General features: G+C 66.8%; 9 protein-coding genes and 1 pseudogene. 4 read left to right on the top strand and 6 right to left on the bottom strand.

Annotation, left to right across the window (positions count from 1 at the left end):
- Positions 1–59: 59 nt before the first annotated feature.
- The 6 genes from AC25YV_RS00050 to AC25YV_RS00025 form a co-directional block, all read right to left on the bottom strand.
- Positions 60–3683, bottom strand: a complete 3624-nt coding sequence (locus AC25YV_RS00050) for a family 78 glycoside hydrolase catalytic domain (RefSeq protein WP_488121784.1) — start codon at positions 3681–3683, stop codon at positions 60–62.
- A 241-nt stretch (positions 3684–3924) separates the two neighbouring features.
- On the bottom strand, positions 3925–4977 hold the full coding sequence (gene rhaS, locus AC25YV_RS00045) for a rhamnose ABC transporter substrate-binding protein (protein ID WP_488122279.1): 1053 nt from the start codon (positions 4975–4977) through the stop codon (positions 3925–3927).
- 45 nt (positions 4978–5022) lie between these two features.
- Entirely contained in the window at positions 5023–6102 is a 1080-nt protein-coding gene (locus AC25YV_RS00040; RefSeq protein ID WP_488121783.1) for an ABC transporter permease, read from the bottom strand.
- Complete coding sequence (locus AC25YV_RS00035; protein WP_488121782.1) at positions 6099–7142, bottom strand: ABC transporter permease; 1044 nt, start codon at positions 7140–7142, stop codon at positions 6099–6101. The genes AC25YV_RS00040 and AC25YV_RS00035 overlap by 4 nt, the downstream gene beginning before the upstream one ends.
- Complete coding sequence (locus tag AC25YV_RS00030) at positions 7139–8659, bottom strand: sugar ABC transporter ATP-binding protein (RefSeq protein WP_488121781.1); 1521 nt, start codon at positions 8657–8659, stop codon at positions 7139–7141. Before AC25YV_RS00030 ends, AC25YV_RS00035 begins: the two co-directional genes overlap by 4 nt.
- A 297-nt stretch (positions 8660–8956) precedes the next feature.
- Positions 8957–12997: a family 78 glycoside hydrolase catalytic domain gene (locus tag AC25YV_RS00025; protein WP_488121780.1), complete on the bottom strand. Its 4041-nt coding sequence runs from the start codon at positions 12995–12997 to the stop codon at positions 8957–8959.
- A 227-nt stretch (positions 12998–13224) separates the two neighbouring features.
- Here AC25YV_RS00025 and AC25YV_RS00020 point away from each other — a divergent pair, with 227 nt between their 5' ends.
- From AC25YV_RS00020 to AC25YV_RS00005, 4 genes and pseudogenes are all read left to right on the top strand, one after another.
- Positions 13225–15366 carry a CocE/NonD family hydrolase gene (locus tag AC25YV_RS00020; protein WP_488121779.1) on the top strand — a complete coding sequence of 714 codons (2142 nt, stop codon included), beginning with the start codon at positions 13225–13227 and terminating at the stop codon, positions 15364–15366.
- Positions 15367–15483: 117 nt separating this feature from the next.
- A complete protein-coding gene (locus AC25YV_RS00015) occupies positions 15484–15633 on the top strand; it encodes a hypothetical protein (RefSeq protein ID WP_488121778.1) in 150 nt (49 codons plus the stop codon).
- Positions 15634–15894: 261 nt separating this feature from the next.
- Positions 15895–16434: a hypothetical protein gene (locus AC25YV_RS00010; protein ID WP_488121777.1), complete on the top strand. Its 540-nt coding sequence runs from the start codon at positions 15895–15897 to the stop codon at positions 16432–16434.
- A gap of 441 nt (positions 16435–16875) precedes the next feature.
- Positions 16876–17335: pseudogene (locus AC25YV_RS00005) on the top strand (IS1634 family transposase); the annotation flags it as partial.
- Positions 17336–17504 lie beyond the last annotated feature (169 nt).

The following is a 17504-nucleotide window of genomic DNA, read 5'->3' as shown; positions in this document are numbered from 1 at the left end:
CGAAACCGGGGGTCCCACCCGCGCTCTCGGCGCCCTGTTGCAGTCTCGCGAGCCGAGGGTCAGCGTTGGACGGAGAAGGCGCCGTAGGGCACCGTCTTCGTTTCGCTCACGGACACACCGTCCATGACACCCGCGACCTCGACCGTGGCCTCGCCCGCGGGCACTTCGGCCAGCCTCGTGTTCACCGACACCGATACCGAGGCGCCTGATGCGACCTGTGTGAACGACTTCTTCCCGTACAGCGTGGCCACTGACACATCCACCGGAACGTCCGCATCGTTGGTCACCGACACCGACAAGTACGCCTTGCCGGCGAGCGTGCGCTGCGCCACATCGACCGACGCCGGCAGACGCTCGACCCCGGTGAACACCCACGTGCCCGACCCGACACGGAAGCGCTCGATGCCGCCTTCGACACCCAGCGACTCAGCCGTCGCGCCATCGGGACCGTCGATCGCATAGTCGATGCCCACCCCGTTCGGCACCTCGACGATCGCCGACACGTTGACCGGGATCGTCGCGCTCAGGGTCACGTTGTTGCCCTGACGGGTCCACGAGGACGACACCCGGCCACGCTGCGTGACCTGCGAGCCCTCCGCATGCTGGAGTCCCGTGTCGGGAACACTGATCCGGATGCGGGAGGCACCGGCATCCGTGACCGCGATGCCCAGCACCGAATCGAGGATGTCGACGACGCCCTGCGCACCCCAGCCATGCGAGCCGCTGTTGGCCGAACCGCTCAGTTCCCATGCCTCCGGGGTGAACGTGCCGCCCTGCTTGAGCCACTGCGCCCAGCCGAAGTCGTCTTCGTTCGTCAGCAGGTTGAGCATCCCCTCACCCTGCCCCGACGCGGCGAGCGCGGCGAGCAGGAAGTGCGACGTCATCGGACCCTGCTTCATGCCCATCGAGGCGATGTGCGCGCCGAGGGCGGGCAGGTCCTCTTCGGGCGCGATGCCGAACGCGATCGCATACGACGTCGAGTGCTGACCGGCGTGTGCGGACTGCGTGCCGTCGGCCGCCAGGCCGTCTACGTAGATGCCGTCCTCGCCGCGGAGCGTCTCGTTCATGCGCTGGGCGAGAGCATCGGCGTCGGTTCGGTACGCCTGCACTTCGTCGGCGGGGCGTTCGAGCGCCTCGGCGACGAGCGCGACCTTTCGCAGCACGTTCACGCCGAGGGCGTTGACGGTCGTGCGGGCCGCTGCCCCCATGTCGTACCCGAAGCGGCCGTGCGCGGGCCAGTCCACGATGCCGTGGTTGTACTGACCGCTGCCGCCGGTGAGGCGTGTGACCAGTCCCGCAGTCGGCCCTTCGGTCGGGATGTGACGACGCACGTAGTCCGCCGTCGCGCTGATGTTGTCGTACACGTCCTCGAGCAGTTCACGGTCGCCCGTCTCGTGGTAGTACTGCCAGATCCAGTCCGGCACCACCTGAGTGAAGTCGGGGATGTCGCGCTTGCCGTCGCCGTTGGGATAGACCGCGTTGTAGCGGCCGCTGTCGGCGAGCGTCGCGCTCCACCAGCGTTCCTGGCTCAGCATGAACTCGCGGATCGCCTTGCGCGTGGCGTTGCGCTCGAACTGAGTCGCCATGAGCCCGTCGGAGATACTGATCGTGTCGTGCAGGAACTGGCCTTGCTCACGCGTGGGGGTGTCCACGAATGTCTCCTGCACCGAGTAGCGCAGCGACCGATCCATGAGGTCCCAGACGGCGTTCAATGTCGGGTTCGAGCTTTCGAACGTCGCCGCGCCGTCCTCGGGGTAATCGACGTGCACGATCGTCGCCGTCACATCCTCGGTCGTGATCGGTTCACCGGCATCCGGGATCTCGAGGTAGCGGAACGCCAGGTGACCGAACGCCTCGTACCGCTGGGCGCCGGCGACCTGGGTATAGGGCCACGACATGTTGGTGCCCTGCGTGTCCACGCCGGCGGTCGAGACGCGTCCGTTCGGGGCGAGACCGAGGCTCCCGCGGATCGGGATCACTCGACCTGCCTGGCCGTTCTCGAAGGTCACGGCGGGTCGCGCGGGGATGACGACACCGAAGTCGGCGACCGGGGTGCCGTCCTGGGCGATGAGGATCTGCTCGGGATGCACCACGGTCTCGCTCATGCGGGTGATGTCGCCCTCGAGGGTCGTCCAGGGACCCGTGGGGTGCTCACCGAGCACGACCGCGTCGGCCCAGTCGCTGTCGTCGTACGACGGCTGCTTCCATTCGCCGATCGCCGCGACGGCGGGGCCCTCGAGGTGTTCGATGTAGAGTCCCTCGCCGTTGCGCGTGCCGACCATGCGGTACGGCCCCCGGCGCACGTTCCACGAGTCGTCGGTGACGACGACGAACTCCGACCCATCCGCGTATTCGACGACGATGCGCGCGAGCAGGCCCGGTTCGACCCCAGCGCGACCCTGGCCGCTGCTGAACCAGTGCAGCATCGCCCCGATCGCGAGTTCTTCGCCCGGCTCGACCAGCGACGTCACGTCGGCGACGTGGTAGTAGCCCTCGCCCGGGTAGCCGAAGTTGCTCACGCGATCAGCGGTCTCGCCGTTGAGGTAGAGCTCAGCCGTGTGGCTTGCCGCGAGGTAGCTGCGTGCCCGAACGATCTCGCCCTCGGGGAGGTCGACAGCCGTGCGCGCGAGCGTGTACTCGTCGGCTTCGCGGTTCGTCGTGCCTCGGACCCACTGGTCGAGGGCGCCGTCGAAGTTCTCGGCGAACAGCACCTGACTGCCGTCGAGCGACGTGACTCGGATGTTGTCGAAGTCGGCCACCTCGCCGCTGGCCATGCGCAGCCCGATCGTGCCCTGCGTCGAGCCCGTGTTCGACGCATCGGTCCAGGTGTCGACGACCTCGCCGTTGATGCTCGTCGTGAAGGCCTGTCCCTCGATCCGGATGCTCGTCCGGTAGGTGATCTGCGTGTCGATCGTGAGCGGCACCGAACGACGCGCGTCGGTGGGGAAGCCGCCGGCGATCATGCGGTGGGTCTTCAGTGCGTTGTCGTTGGCGTGCAGCTGCCACATGTACCCGTTGCGGTCGCCGCTGCCGCGGAAGACGAGGGCCGCGGCGCGGGTGATCGGCGTGACGTCCATCGTGACGACGTAGTCGGTCCAGTCGGCACCGGTCTTGACGAGCGTGACGTCGCCGCCGCTCACGCGGCCCTTGCCGTCGATGATGCTGAGCGAAGATGCGTCGGGGTTGCCGGGCTCGCGACGGATCCACTCCGCCCCGCCCCAGTCGCCATCGCCGAGGCCGGTGTCGAAGCTCGCCTCTTCTGCCCACGGCGACGCCAGATCGTCGCGATCCCAGGTCTGTACTGTCCAGGAGTAGGTGCTGCCCGGCTCGAGCGCCTCGCCGCCGTAGTCGATGTACGACTGATCGGATGCCGCGACCTTGCCCGAATCCCAGACGACATCATCGGCGTCGTCGACGACGCGGATACGGTAGGCGCTCTGCACTTCGTTGCCGTCTTCGTCTTGTGGCAACCACCCGAAGCGAGGCGTCACGTCGGTGCCGAGCGGTTGCACGTCATCCTCGACCGTGAGGCGTGTGGGCGCATCGGGAGCGTTCGTCTCGGCGCTGGCGGCGGCGCTCGGCAGGGCGAGCAGCGCACCGGTCAGGGCCGCGACACTCAGAGCGGCGGTCGCGACGAGGCCGCGGTGGCGTCTGGAGTGGACGGGGGTCAGGTCGTCAGGCATGGATCCGGCTTTCCGGCGACGGCGGCATTGCGTTCACACCTCTTCATCCGCGGTGCGTCATCGCCCTGGGGTGGGTGGCCAAGTGCCTTGGCGGGCACGATTGAAACGATAAAGCAGCCTGACGCCACGGTCAAGGACTCGTGCGAGCGGACCCGTGGGGCGCGCACTCCCACGAGGATGTCGGTGCACGCGAAAGCCCGGCATGCGGACGCAGACCGGGCTTTCGTGCGTTGGTGACGACTTAGAAGTCGAAGTCGCCGATGTTGTCGGCGTCGAAGACGAAGGGGTCTCCGAGCAGCACGCCGTTGTCCGGGCCGACCTCGAACGAGCCGAGCTTGCCGGCCTCGAACGTGTCGCCCTCGGCACCGGTGATCTCGCCGGTGATGAGCGCCGCCGTGGCGAACGCGGCAAGGTAGCCGAGGTCAGCCGGGTTCCACAGCGCGAACGACTTGACGGTGCCGTCTTCGACGTACTCGCGCATCTGGTTCGGGGTGCCCAGGCCGGTCAGCGCGACCTTGCCCTGGTACTCCGAGGTCGACAGGTAACGTGCCGCAGCGGCGATACCGACGGTGGTCGGCGAGACGATGCCCTTCAGCTCGGGGTAGGTCTGCAGCAGAGCGGCGGTCTTGTCGAACGACGTCTGGTCGTCGTCGTCACCGTAGGCGATCTCGACGATCTCGATGTCCGGGTAGCTCGCGGCGAGCTCCTCTTCCATCAACTCGATCCACTCGTTCTGGTTCGTCGCGTTCGCCGACGCCGACAGAACAGCGATCTCACCCGAGCCGCCGATCTGGTCCGCGATCAGCTCAGCCTGGACCCTGGCGATACCCTCACTGGCCGCCTGGTTGATGAACAGGTCGCGGCAGTCGGGGTTGGTGTCCGAGTCGAACGTGACGACCTTGACGCCTGCCGACCGCGCCTCGTCGAGTGCGTCGCAGATCGCCTCGGGGTCGTTCGCCGACACGATGAGTCCACCCGCACCCTGCTGGGCAGCCGTCTGGATGTACTGCACCTGCGACGTCGGCGAAGCCTCGGTCGGGCCGACCTCTTCGAACGTGCCGTCGAACTCGGCGGTCGCCTCTTCGGCGCCGCCGGTCGAGGTGTCGAAGTACGGGTTGCCGAGGTTCTTCGGCAGCATCGTGATCGTCAGGTTCGCGTCGCCGTCGCCGCTGTCGCCGCCGTCGGTCGAGGTGCCGCCGCCGTCGCCGCCCGAGCAACCGGCCGCGACCAGCACCACGCCGAGAGCCAGCGCGGCTGCAACACCAGCACGCCGCTTACGCTTCAATCCGAACATCATTGTTTCCTTCCTTGGTGCGAGGAGCTCTCGCGGGGTTTGTGATTACGGCGTCGGGTCGACGGCTGTCGCTCGCTCAGCGACGCGTCTTCCTCTTCGCTTTCCGATGGCCGCGGTACGTCGCTTGTGCAGCCATGCGAGGAAACTTGCAGACACCACCGACAGGATCAGCAGAACACCGGTGACGACATTGATGATGTCGCTCGTGACACCGGCAAGGCGCAGCGCGCTGCCGAGGGTGCCGATCAGCAGAACACCGGCGATGACACCGTGAAGCGCACCGCGACCGCCGAAGATCGACACGCCCCCCAGCAACACGGCGGCGATGATCTGCAGCTCCATGCCCATCGCGTTGTCGCCCCGCGCGTTGGAGTACAGCAGCGTGAAGTAGACGCCCGCGAAGCCCGAGACGGTGCCCGACATCACGAACAGCAGGAACTTGGTGCGGCCGACGTCGATGCCCGAGAAGTGCGCGGCCTCCTTGTTGAGGCCGATCGCGTACAGCGAGCGCCCGAACGGAGTGAAGTGCAGCAGGATCGCGAACAGGATCGCCAGCACGATGAAGGGGATGATGACCACCGGGATCGGCGTACCGGGGATGTTCGCCTTCGCGAGGGCGGTCCACTCATCCGGGAAGTCGGTGATTGCCGTCGTGCCGAGCAGGCCCACCGCGATCCCGCGGAACAGCGCGAGCGTGCCGATCGTGACCGCGAGTGAGGGCAGCCCGACCACCGTGATGAGAAAGCCGTTCACTGCGCCCGCTACGGCACCGACGAGAATCGCCAGCACGGCGGCGACGGGGAACGGCAACCCCGCCTGTGTGAGGATGCCCGTCATCACACTCGACAGCCCGACGACGGATGCCACGGAAAGGTCGATCTCTTCCGTGATGATGATCAACGTCATGGGCAGCGCGATCAGCAGGATCGGCGCGACGTCGCGCAGCAGGTAGGTGACCGTGAGCGGACTGTCGAAGTTGCGCACCGTCGCCAGAGCGACCACGATCACGATGACGAGCAGCGCGATGATCGCGGACTCGCGCGTGAAAAGGATGCGTCTCCACGCCGGACGGGCGTGCGCCTGATAGAGCCGGACCGGGGTGGTCTCGGTGGCCACGGCGCTCATCGGCCCTCCTCCCGTTGTGCAATGAGTCGTCGGTGCTGGCGGACCGCGAGGACGCGGTCGAGCACGATCGATCCGATGATGAGGATGCCGACGACGGCGCGCTGCCAGAAGTCGTCGATCCCGAGGATGGGCAGGGCGCGGTTGATCGTGAGCAGCAGGAACGCGCCGATGGCGGCGCCCCACACCGTTCCGACACCGCCCGCGATCGCGACGCCGCCGATCACCGCGGCACCGATCGCCTGCAGCTCCCAGCCGGTTCCGGCTGCGGATGAGACCGTCCCGTAGCGCGCTGCGTACAGCACACCGGCCAGACCCGACAGGGCGCCCGAGACGACGAATGCCGTGATGATGCGTCGGTTCACCTTCAGCCCGTAGAGGTGCGCGGCTGCCGGATCGGAGCCGATCGCGTAGAACTCACGGCCACCGCGCGTGTTGCGCAGATACCAGGCCGCAGCGATCAGCACCACGACGGCGATGATCGTGAGGACCGGGATCCCCAGCAGCTGGTCGGTTCCGAGACCGCGGAAGTCCCGTGGCAGATCCGACGCGTTGATCCGATCGCTTCCGGTCCACGCCACGTTGATGCCGCGATAGATGTACATCGTGCCGAGGGTGATCACCAGCGCCGGCACTTTGGCCCACGCCACGAGCAGTCCGTTGATCGCGCCGAGGAGGCCCCCCAACACCACTCCCGCCACGAACACGACGATCGGCGGGATGCCCTCGAAATCGATGAACAAGCGGCCCGTCAGGTAGGCGGTGAGCCCCACGACCGAACCGACCGACAGGTCGACGCTGCGAGTGATGATGACGAAAGCCTGACCCACAGCCACAAGCAGCAGCAGGGACGGCGTCAGCAGCAGGTCGCGGAAACCGTCGTTCGAGAAGAGGAAGGTGGGATTCGCGGCGGTCGCGACGACCACGATCACGATCAGCGCGATGGCGATACCGGCCTCGCGCGCCGTGGCGATGCGCCGCACGAGCCGTGCGGCGCCGCTCGTCCCCGGCTTCACGGCGGAGGGTGTCAGAGTCGCGCTCACGCGGCGACCCCCGCATCCGCCGTCGCTGCGAACATGACGGCTTCGGGCGTCGCGGCTGCCCGCGGGAACTCCCCGGTCAGGCGGCCCTCGCGCATGACGAGTACACGGTCGGCCATGCCGAGCACCTCCGGAAGTTCGGACGAGATCATGAGGATCGCCAGCCCTTGCTGTGCCAGTTCGCTGAGGAGCCGATGCACCTCGGCCTTCGTTCCCACATCGATGCCGCGGGTCGGCTCGTCGACGATCAGCACTGTGGGCTCCGTCGCGAGCCACTTGCCGATCACCACCTTCTGCTGGTTGCCTCCGGAGAGAGTCCCGGCCTCGGCGTCCAGGGCTGCCGTCTTCACCTCGAGGCGACTGGCCCACGTCTTCGCAGCCTGATTCTCCAGGCCGTTCCAGATGAGTCCCCATCTTGCGAGCTTCGAACGAATCGCGAGTGTGATGTTGCGGGACACTCCATCGTCGAGCACGAGTCCCTGCTTGCGGCGGTCTTCCGGTACCAGTGCGACGCCTCGCGTCGTCGCGAGGCGGGGGTTGCCCTTCGGGAGCACCTTGCCCTCGAGCGTGACGACCCCGGACTCGTAGGTGTCCACGCCGAAGACAGCGCGCGCTACCTCGCTGCGCCCGGCGCCGACGAGCCCTGCCAGACCCACGATCTCGCCCGCACGTACGTGGAAGGAGATGTCGGAGAACACGCCCTTCCGAGTCAGTCCCTCGACCTCGAGGACGACGTCGCCCATCTCGGCGGGCAGCTTGGGGAACAAGTCGTTCACATCGCGCCCGACCATCTGGCGCACGAGATCGTCGACGGTCGTGTCCGCGATTGCCGTCGTGTCGATGTACGAGCCGTCGCGCATCACCGTGACCGTGTCGCACAGGGCGAAGACTTCGTCGAACCGGTGCGAGATGAACAACAGCGCACGACCCTCGTCGCGCAGGCTCCGCGCCACGGCGAACAGCCTCTCGACCTCGACGCCGGACAGCGCCGCTGTCGGCTCGTCCATGATGAGCACCTTGGCATCGAGCGAAATGGCTTTGGCGATCTCAATGATCTGCTGATCGGCGATCGAGAGGCCGTCGGTCACGCGGTCAGGGTCAAGGCTCACGCCCAGACGCTGGAAGATCTGCACGGCCTCCGCGCGCATCGCCTTGCGGTCGATCCGCCCCACGGCATTCGTGGGCTGGCGCCCCATGAAGATGTTCTCGGTCACCGACAAGTCGGGGAACAACGTCGGCTCCTGGTAGATCACGGCGATTCCGGCCTCTTTCGACTGCGCCGTCGAGGTGAAGTCGACCGACTGGCCGTCCAAGAGGAACTCGCCCGAATCACGCCGGTAGAGGCCGGCGACGATCTTGACGAGCGTCGACTTGCCGGCGCCGTTCTCTCCGATCAACGCGTGAATCGACCCGCGGTGCAGCGTCAGACTTCCCGAGCGCAGCGCGAGAACAGCACCGAAGGATTTCACGACGCGCTCGAGGACGAGCGCGGGCTCGCGCGACGGGTTGCTCTCAGCCACGGGTGCAGCCTCCCCTTTGAGGTCAGGCCGAAAGTGAATCGATTCAGCCGGGTACTCCTACCTTATTTACGCTCATCCCCCCGGTCAAGTCGAGCGCAGTCCGTGATGGGATCGTGACCAGCGCGCTCCAAGCGGTCACAACGTCCAGAGCCCGTCCAACTCGCAGTGGGACCCGCTGTTCGCGGACATCCCGCTGATCACGATTCCACCGCCGGTGATGTGCATCCTCTTCCAGAAGCAGGTTGTGGCCGGGATGACGAGCAGCGCCGTCAAGGGCTGACGCGACGCACGAGCCGGTCACTGCCCAGGAGGGAACGCCGCGTACCGAACGGTCTTCGTGTCCGAGACCGTCTCACCGTCGGCGATGCGCGTCGCGACGATCGTCACCTCGCCCGCGGGGATCGCCGCGAGCCTCGAGTTGACCGAGACGCTGACCGACGTGCCGGGCTGGACGTTCGTGAACGTCTTGTTCCCGTACGGCGTCGCGATGACGACGTCAGCCTGCACCGTGGCGTTGTTCGCCGCCGAGACGGAGAGGTACGTCTTGCCGCCCAGCATCCTCGGCGTCACTTCTGCGCCGAGATCGAAGCCGTCCGGGCACGCCGCACCGACGGCGCTCGGGTCGCTGTCCCGCGACGCGCTGACGTAATGGCACCCAGCGGGCACCTCGATGACGAGGTACCCACCCTCGCGGGCGGCCTGAGTCTCGATCCGGTCCACGAAGAGAGTGCCGTCTCCCACGCCCTCGACGGGAACGGACACGACCGCGGTCGAGCCCGACGGCACCCGAAGTCCGAGATCCGTCCGGCCGCCCTCCTGCGCGTATGCCGCGCGGATCAAGCCGCGCACGGTGGGCACGCTGACGTCCGCGGAGGACAACCCTCCCGGCTGCAGCTTGACCGAGAACTTCTCGTACCCCGGCTCGATCGACCTGATTCCGAACACACCGCGCGGGATCATGAACGCCGGCGACGAGGCCCAGGGATGCGAGAACGTGGTGTTCGACTTCAGTGCCGGGTCCCAGGCCTCCATCGTGGCACCCGCACCCAGCGCGATCATGTTCATCCAGCTGCGCTGCCCCGTCGACGTCATGAGCCCGTACGCCGCGTCACCCTGGTCGCCGTCATAGAGCGCCTGCAAAAGGAAGGGCGCGCAGTACACGCTGCATTGCATGCCGCGACCCGCCAGGTACTCACCGACGGTCTCTCGCTGATCGTCGGCTGTGACGCCGAACGCCTGCGCGAAGACACTCGCGTGGATCGCATGATGACCGGTGCGCACCTTCGCGGCATCCATCCCGTCATCGAATGCACCGGCGTCCCGGTCGTAGAGATAAGTGTTCATCGCCTCGCGCAGCCGATCGGCGATCGCGCCGAAGCGCACGGCGTCGTCGGCGTGACCGGTCGCGTCGGCGATGTCGGCCATGTCGCGGTAGCTGCGATAGGCGAGCGCGTTGACGACGGTGTTGTACTGACGGAACTGGTACCCGTCACGCTCGCCCGCGGGCCAGTCGACGATGTCGCAGTCCGTGCGGCTGTTGCATCCGTCCGAACCCGATGTCTTGCGAATGAGCCCCGTCTCCTCCTCGAGGTACTGAGCGGGAAGCTTCGACACGAGTGCGTCATAGTGTTCGGAGGTGAACGACTCGTCCCCCGTGGACTGCCACAGTTCGTGCGCGGCGAGGATCAGGTACATCGGCCATTCGGTCGGCCAGGTGCGCCTGCTCAACAGGTACTCCACCGAGTACTGCGCGAGGGTCGGGTCAGCATCGAGATAGATGTGCGACTGCAGCTGGATGAACACGTCAGCTTCATACGGCGCGCGCTCTCGCGTCCACGAGTCGCCGTAGATGTCGAAGTTCTGCGAGTCGATCGTGTGCCGGGACAACTCCCAGACCGCATCGATCGCTTCACCGTCGCCTCGGAACTGAGCGTCGTCGCTCATCGGGTAAACGAGCGCGGCCGCCTGCAGGTTGTCTGCCGTGACAGGCTCGGGCGCCCCGATGATCTCCACGTAGCGGAACACCCGGAAGCCCCAATTCTGCAGCGCCTCCCCGTTGCCCGACAGCGTGTAATAGTCGCGGTAGTTGTTGCCGGTGCGCATCTGCCAGCGCACGGTGTTCGCCGTGGTGGTGCGATCGGTCAGCTCTTCGCCGTACCGGATCTCTACGCGCGCTCCCGCGGCACCGTCCAGTTGAAGCCGTACGCCGCCGAGCCAGGAGCGGCCGAAGTCGACGAAGTAGTGGCCCGGACCCTTCTGCACGATCCGCTCGGGAGCGTGGAGCTCTTCGGCGAGATTCTCGGTCGTCGACGGTGCGAGGCGCGGCAGAGTCGATCGCGCGGACGCTCGCGCCCAGGAGGAATCGTCGAACCCGGGCTCGGCGAATCCGAAAGGGTAGACGCGCGCGTCGAGGTCCTCGACCGGTGCGCGGAAGTACGACGTTCCGATCGACCCGCCGCTCGGGTAGACGTCGGTCCCTCCGCGGCTCGTCCACTCGCGCCCCGTGTCGAAAACCTGGCGAGTCCCGTCCTCGTATTCAACGATGAGCTTCGCGAGGAACCCCGGGCCCTGTGTCGAATGGGCGAGCGCTCCGATGGCGTTGCTCTCGCCCGCACGCACGAGCGATGTGACGTCGTACCCGCCGAATCGGTTCTCGTCGGCGGCGGGTTGCTGCGGTCCGGCACCGACGAACTCTCCATTGACCCAGATGCGATAGACGTACTGGCGCCCCGGGGCGGTCGACGAGCCGCTGGTGAACAAGGTCGCCCATGCCACCGGCTTGTCTTCGAGCGCCGCTTCGCCGCGCAGGAACGCCCATTCCTCCGCGCCGCCCGCCTGCCCCGCGCGCACGCAGTCTGCGGACCGCGGAACCGTCAGTTCCCCTGACTCGGCGGTGCCGCAGGGGAACGCTGAGTCACCGCTCGGGAAGGCGTTCTCGTACACGACCTGTCCGCGCGGGCTGGTCACGCGGAGGTTCGAGAAAACGCCGACCTCCTGGCCGCCGTTGCGGAACCCGATCCCGCCGGCGCGGACGCCGGGGACGACACGCGAATCGACCTGTGTGCCGTTGACGGATGTCGTGAACATGTCGCCTCGCGCCGAAATCTTGATGCGGTTGGTCGTGCCGATGCCGATCGCGGGAGACACCACCGTGTGGGGCAGCGCGGTGAAGGTGCCGTTGACCCTCGTGTGCGGCACGATGCGGGAGTTGTCGCCGCGGATCTGCCACATGACGTTGTTCCGGGCGTCCGCGGCCCGCAGCAGAATCCCCGTCGCGACGTTCGAGACCTTGACGTCCACTTCGAGGTCGTAGTCCGACCACGGGCCGAAGTGCATGCACCCGGTACGCTGAGCGATCGGGATGGACAGGGCGGACCCGGTCAGGGTGCCGCAGCTGAAGTCGTTGTATCCAGTCCCCTCGAAGTCGTTCTCGTAGAGCACGGCCCCGTGCGGGTCGGTCATCCGCACGTCGTCGACGACGAAGGACTCGGTGCCGCCGGTGTAGAAACCGAACCCGCCGCTGGCGAGCGTCGCGTCGACGGTGGTGTCGACCAGGACGTCATCGAGGTAGGTGCGGATCACGTCACCCTCCGCTTCGATGCGGATGTCGTAGAGTCTCGCGCTCGCTCCGTTCTCGATCTGCACGCCGAGCGGGACCGTCTTGAGCACGGCGGGCGACGGGTCGCCGTCGAGCTTTCGGTGCACGGCGAGCTCGTTGACACCGTCACCTCGGAACTGCCACAGGTAGTAGTTGTTCGCGTCCGTCGCTCTGAACGCGACGGTGACATGACGCTGCACGAACCGCGCACGCAGACTCAGCGAGAAGTCCGACCCCCACCTCTCGGATCCGCCCACCCACACAGTGTCCGCAGAGGACCACCCGGCACCAGGGCCTGTACCGAACATTGCCGCCGTCGCCCATGACGTCGCGACCCCTGCCCCGTCCCACGTCATGACACTCCAGAAGTACCGCTCGCCCTCGGCGAGTTCCGGACCCGCGTACGCGATGCCGCCGATGCGGTCCGACTCGACCCGCCCCGAGTCCCACACATCAGCGGCGTCGCCCAGGAGCTGCTCGGACGACGCCACTACGACACGGTAGGCGGTCTGGGACTGCGACGGCGCGAGGTTCCACCGGAACGTCGGCGCCGTGGCGGCGTCGACACCCATCGGCGCCGGCAGAAAGTTCGTGGAAAGAACGGATGGCGCGGGTCCGGCTTCGACCGCCGACGCAGACCGCGCCGGCACACCCGCGAGGGTGATCGCCAGCGTCGCGGCAAGTAGCGCGATCAGTGGCGCGCGAAGGGTATCGCGCAGGCGCGTGCGAGCAGTGTTCACATGTCCTCCTTGACAAGCGTGCCGTCGGCCACCCCGTCGGCGTCGAGATGCCGACATCGTGCGGACCCGAATCGTGAATCGATTCAGCGGTCACGCAGAGGCTACCAGTGCGGACAGCATCGCGAAACGGCCGATCCGCGCGGCGTTTCCGGCGGAGGTAACGACCGGGTAACGAGCCATCGGGCAACCCTTCCCCCCGGCATCCGCACCCCCATAGCCTCAACGGCATGACACAACACGTGCGCCTCAGGCGCTTAACACTCACGCTGGCCTGCACAACGGGCCTCGTCCTTGCCAGCCTCCCCGCCGTCGCGCAGGCGGCCGAGGTTCCCGTCACCCCGCCCGACACGATCGTCGACGCTCCCCTGACGGGTGGCATCACCCGCGACCAGAACAGCCGAGTCCCGGCAGGCGCCGCCTGGACCGAGCACTACTTCTCCACTTCGGACGGAAGCGATGTCGAACTGCACGCCGATGTGCTTCGACCCGTTCACCTGCCGCTCGACCAGCCCACCCCCATCATCCTGTCGGTCGGTCCGTACTTCGGGCACATCGGCCAGTCCGGCAATGACCGCCACCCCCACACCGGCCCCTCGGACCGTTTCACCGACCTCATCGAGGGCGGATCGCTCATGGAACGCGGCTACACCGTCGTCTACGTCGACCTCCGCGGATACGGCGGTTCGACGGGCTGCATCGACTTCGCCGGACCCGGCGAACAGGCCGACGTGGTCGCAGCAGTGGACTGGGTCGTGAACCAGGAATGGTCCACCGGCAAGGTCGGCCTGTACGGCAAGTCCTACGACGCCGTCACCGGCCTCATCGGAGCGAACCTCGAGCCCGAAGGACTCGAGGCCGTCGTCGCACAGGAGCCGCTGTGGAACATGTACAACTACCTGTACAGCAACGAGGTGCCGCGCTCCAACGTCACCGGCACCCCGCGTGCCTACAACGGGATCGCGTCGCTGCAGGGCATGGCCGATGACACCGCGCGGTACAAAGCCAACGCGGCGTACGAGATCGCACACCCCGAATGCCTCTCGAACAACCTGCGGGATGCACTGGAGCCCCGTCTGGACTCGGAGTACTGGAGCGCCCGCAACCTGGCCGAGCAGGCCAAGGGTTCGACGGTCCCGCTGTTCGTCACACAGGGCATGACCGAAGCGAACACCAAGCCCGAGGACTTCAACGAGTACCTCACCAACCACGAAGGACCCCAGCGCGGCTGGCTCGGTCCGTGGGACCACGTGCGCGGCGGTGACCGCAACGCGGCCGGCGTGCTCGAGATGGGACGCGAGGGCTGGTACGACGAGGTCATGCGCTTCTACGACAAGTACCTCAAGGGCATCGAGCCCGAGGTCGTCGACCCCGCGTTCCTGATCCAGGACAACTTCGGCTCGTGGCGCGCACAGGACTCGTGGCCCGCGATCGACCGCACCACCGTGATCGACCTCGAGCCCGGGTCGTACGTCGATGACGACGGCCGCACGGCCGCCCCGGCCGGCGCTGCCACGTTCGACATGGAGAACGCCCCGAGCCTGCTGCCGAAGGGCGATCTCGTCAAGGCCGAGAGCGGCAACTTCCAGGCTCGCAGTCGCAGCGCGGAACCGCCGCGGACCACATCGGACGCGGACGGCTACTACACCTGGTCGCGCCCGCTGAACGATGAGACGCGCGTTTCGGGTACTCCCACGATCTCGTTCAACGCGACCGGCACCGGCAACGTGCTGGCGCGGCTGTGGGATGTCGCACCCGACGGCACCGCGGTGATGTTCACCGAGCAGATGTCGAGGGTGGCCAACGGTACGGTCACGTTCGACCTCAAGGACGTGGACTGGACCCTGCTCGAGGGCCACCAGCTCGCCGTCGGCATCGGCACGAACTACACCCGCAGCTGGCCGCGCAGCGGCTCGGGCGGGACCATCACGGTGAGCGAACCCACCCTGACGCTGCCGCTGGCGAGCACCGCGAACGACCAGGAAGCGCACGGCGCGCGCGCGCCGTTCCTGAGCCGGTACCTCACGAGCTACACCAGCCGACTGGCAGGCATCGAGGGCACCTTCTCGCTGAACGCGGGCTTGGATGTCACGGCCGAAGTGACGCCGCGCTCCCTCGCGGGCAAGGTCTACCTGTCAGTGTCGGCGACGAACCACGATTCGGTTCCGGTCGACCTGACCATCTCGACCGTCTACGGTGCCAAGACGTTCACGAACGTTGCGCCGGGCAAGACGGTCTCGGTGTCGATCAACACGCGTCTGGCGTCGGTTCCGGCCGGTGAGGCGACGGTCACGGTGACCGGAACCATCGACGGCGTCTTGTTCAGCGGAACCGAAACGGCTCCGTTCGTCGGGTTCCCCGTCGAAGGCTAGTCAGCCGCAGAGTGACCAGGGGCGGGGATGCGCAGTCAGGCATCCCCGCCCCTTCTCGCGCGTGCAGCTCCCGTCAAGCCCCTATCCGCCCCGCGGATGCAGGCCTAGCCTTACGGCATGGATGAAGAGCGACGCGCCGAAGACCAGCCCATCGAACAAGACGCCCCGACGGGCGGCGACGAGACGACAGAAAGCGAACTCGAAGCCGACAACGCCGTCGAAGAGGACATGCTCAAGACGCTCGACCCGAACGACGCCCCCGCGTGACGAATACGTCTCGAGTGCGCCGCCGATCCGCGATGCTGAAGGGTAACGTCGTCCGCACGGTCAGATGGTGAAGTTGTCGGTGATCGTGGGAATCGTGCACCATCCGCCCCAGACCAACGTGACAGCGCCCGAGTACGACGCCGAGTGCCAGCCTGGCGACCCGATGCCGACATACCGGTCGCCTGAATCGTCACCGGCGCTCCACATCGCGGCGCTGTCGTTCCACCCTATGGCGAGGTCGGTTCCGACCGTGAGGGTTCGGTGGACGACGACGCCTTGGCTAGAGCTGAACCCGTAGTTGACATACATTCGCCCGCGCGCGCCCCGGTTGTATCCCTCGATCCAGGCTGTTCCGCAGTTATATGTCTGCACCGCATAGGTAGTCGGCCCTCCCTTGCTGGGCGTCGGGCAGTAGCCGCGCTCCTGGGCGTATGCCAGAACGTCGCCGGTGAACTCATCACACGCGAGGACGGCCTCCACAGAGGCTGCATCTTCAGGAATCTCGCCGTCGCCCACAGCGACCACGAGGGCTATGACAGTCTTGTATCGACTGACTCATCGGCGAATACGGCGGACGAGCCAAGAAGCACCCCGCACACGGCCGCCGCCGTCGCCGTCGCCGTCGCCGTCGCCGTCGCCGTCGCCGTCGCGATGATTGCAACTGAGATCCTGGACTTCTTCATCATTTCCCCCGTTCCGCAGGCGCTCATCCGCGACAGGATCAGGATGAAGCAATCAAGGGGCTGTGTACCACTGCTGACGCCAGATCTCCCCCCTCTTCCTTGCCTTGAGGCGGCGTAGCGTGACACGCATGGCCACGCGGAGAGCATATTTCCCGACCGCCCGAGGTCTCGCAGCTGCCCTCTGGGTTCTGCAGAGTAGGGGATATGGGACAAGGGTCGGATTGCCTGAAAACGGGCCAACGAGCGAGGGCGACGAATCGCAGAATCTTCACTCAGAAGCTGTCCTCTGGGCCAGCAGGCTCGGCGTTTCGCAGGCAACAGGACTCGTGCCCCTCGATATCGATGCTCGCGAGCTGGCAGACTTACCAACCTTGCAGCCCTACCTCCGAGACCGTCGCTCGGAGTTAACCTCGTGGCTCGACGACGTTTGCCCCCGAAATGAAGGCAGGCACTCCCTCCCTCTCCACACGATGCCCGCAGAGACGATCTCATCTGTCCTCGGGGTAACCGCCCGACGCTGACCCGAGCGCGCCGAGCATCCAAGCCGAGCCATGACGTGCGGCCGCTCAAGAAGGACCGCTTCGTCAAGCTCACCGGCACCCGCCCCGCCGTCGACCAGGTCCTCATCGACCGCGCCCGGCAGCTCGCCGGCCTGAAAGGGTACGTCACGAACATCCTCCAGGTCCGGCTCCCCGGTGGTGAGGTCGTCGCGGCGTATCAGGAGCTGTTCCGGGTCGAGCGGTCGTTCCGGATGGCGAAGACCGACCTGCGCGCGACTAATGTTCCACCACGAACGGGATTCGATCCACGCACACCTCACGATCGTGTGCACCGCCCTCGCCGTCTCACGCCACCTACAAGAGGCCACCGCGGCCAGCGTCCGCAAGATCATCCGCAGCCTCCGACCACTCGGCGACGTCAGCATCAGCATCGGCGGGAACGAGATCACCGCGACCACGCCGCCCGGAGCCAACGCACAGGAAATCCTCGACTCACTCGACCGGAGCGCTACGCACTAAATCGGCACGACTTCGAGGGAGGCCCGCCCTCACGAACGGAAGCGACCCGGAGTAGGGAATTTCGATGAGCACAACTGGGGAATTTCAGTGAGCGCCGTCAACGCGGAGCTGCTCGCGGAAAACTACCCCTAAAACGCGAAAGGGCCACCCAGCATTGGGTGGCCCTTTC

It is taken from the genome of Microbacterium sp. Y832 (genome assembly GCF_057669765.1).
This window is presented reverse-complemented; position numbering and strand designations above follow the sequence as displayed.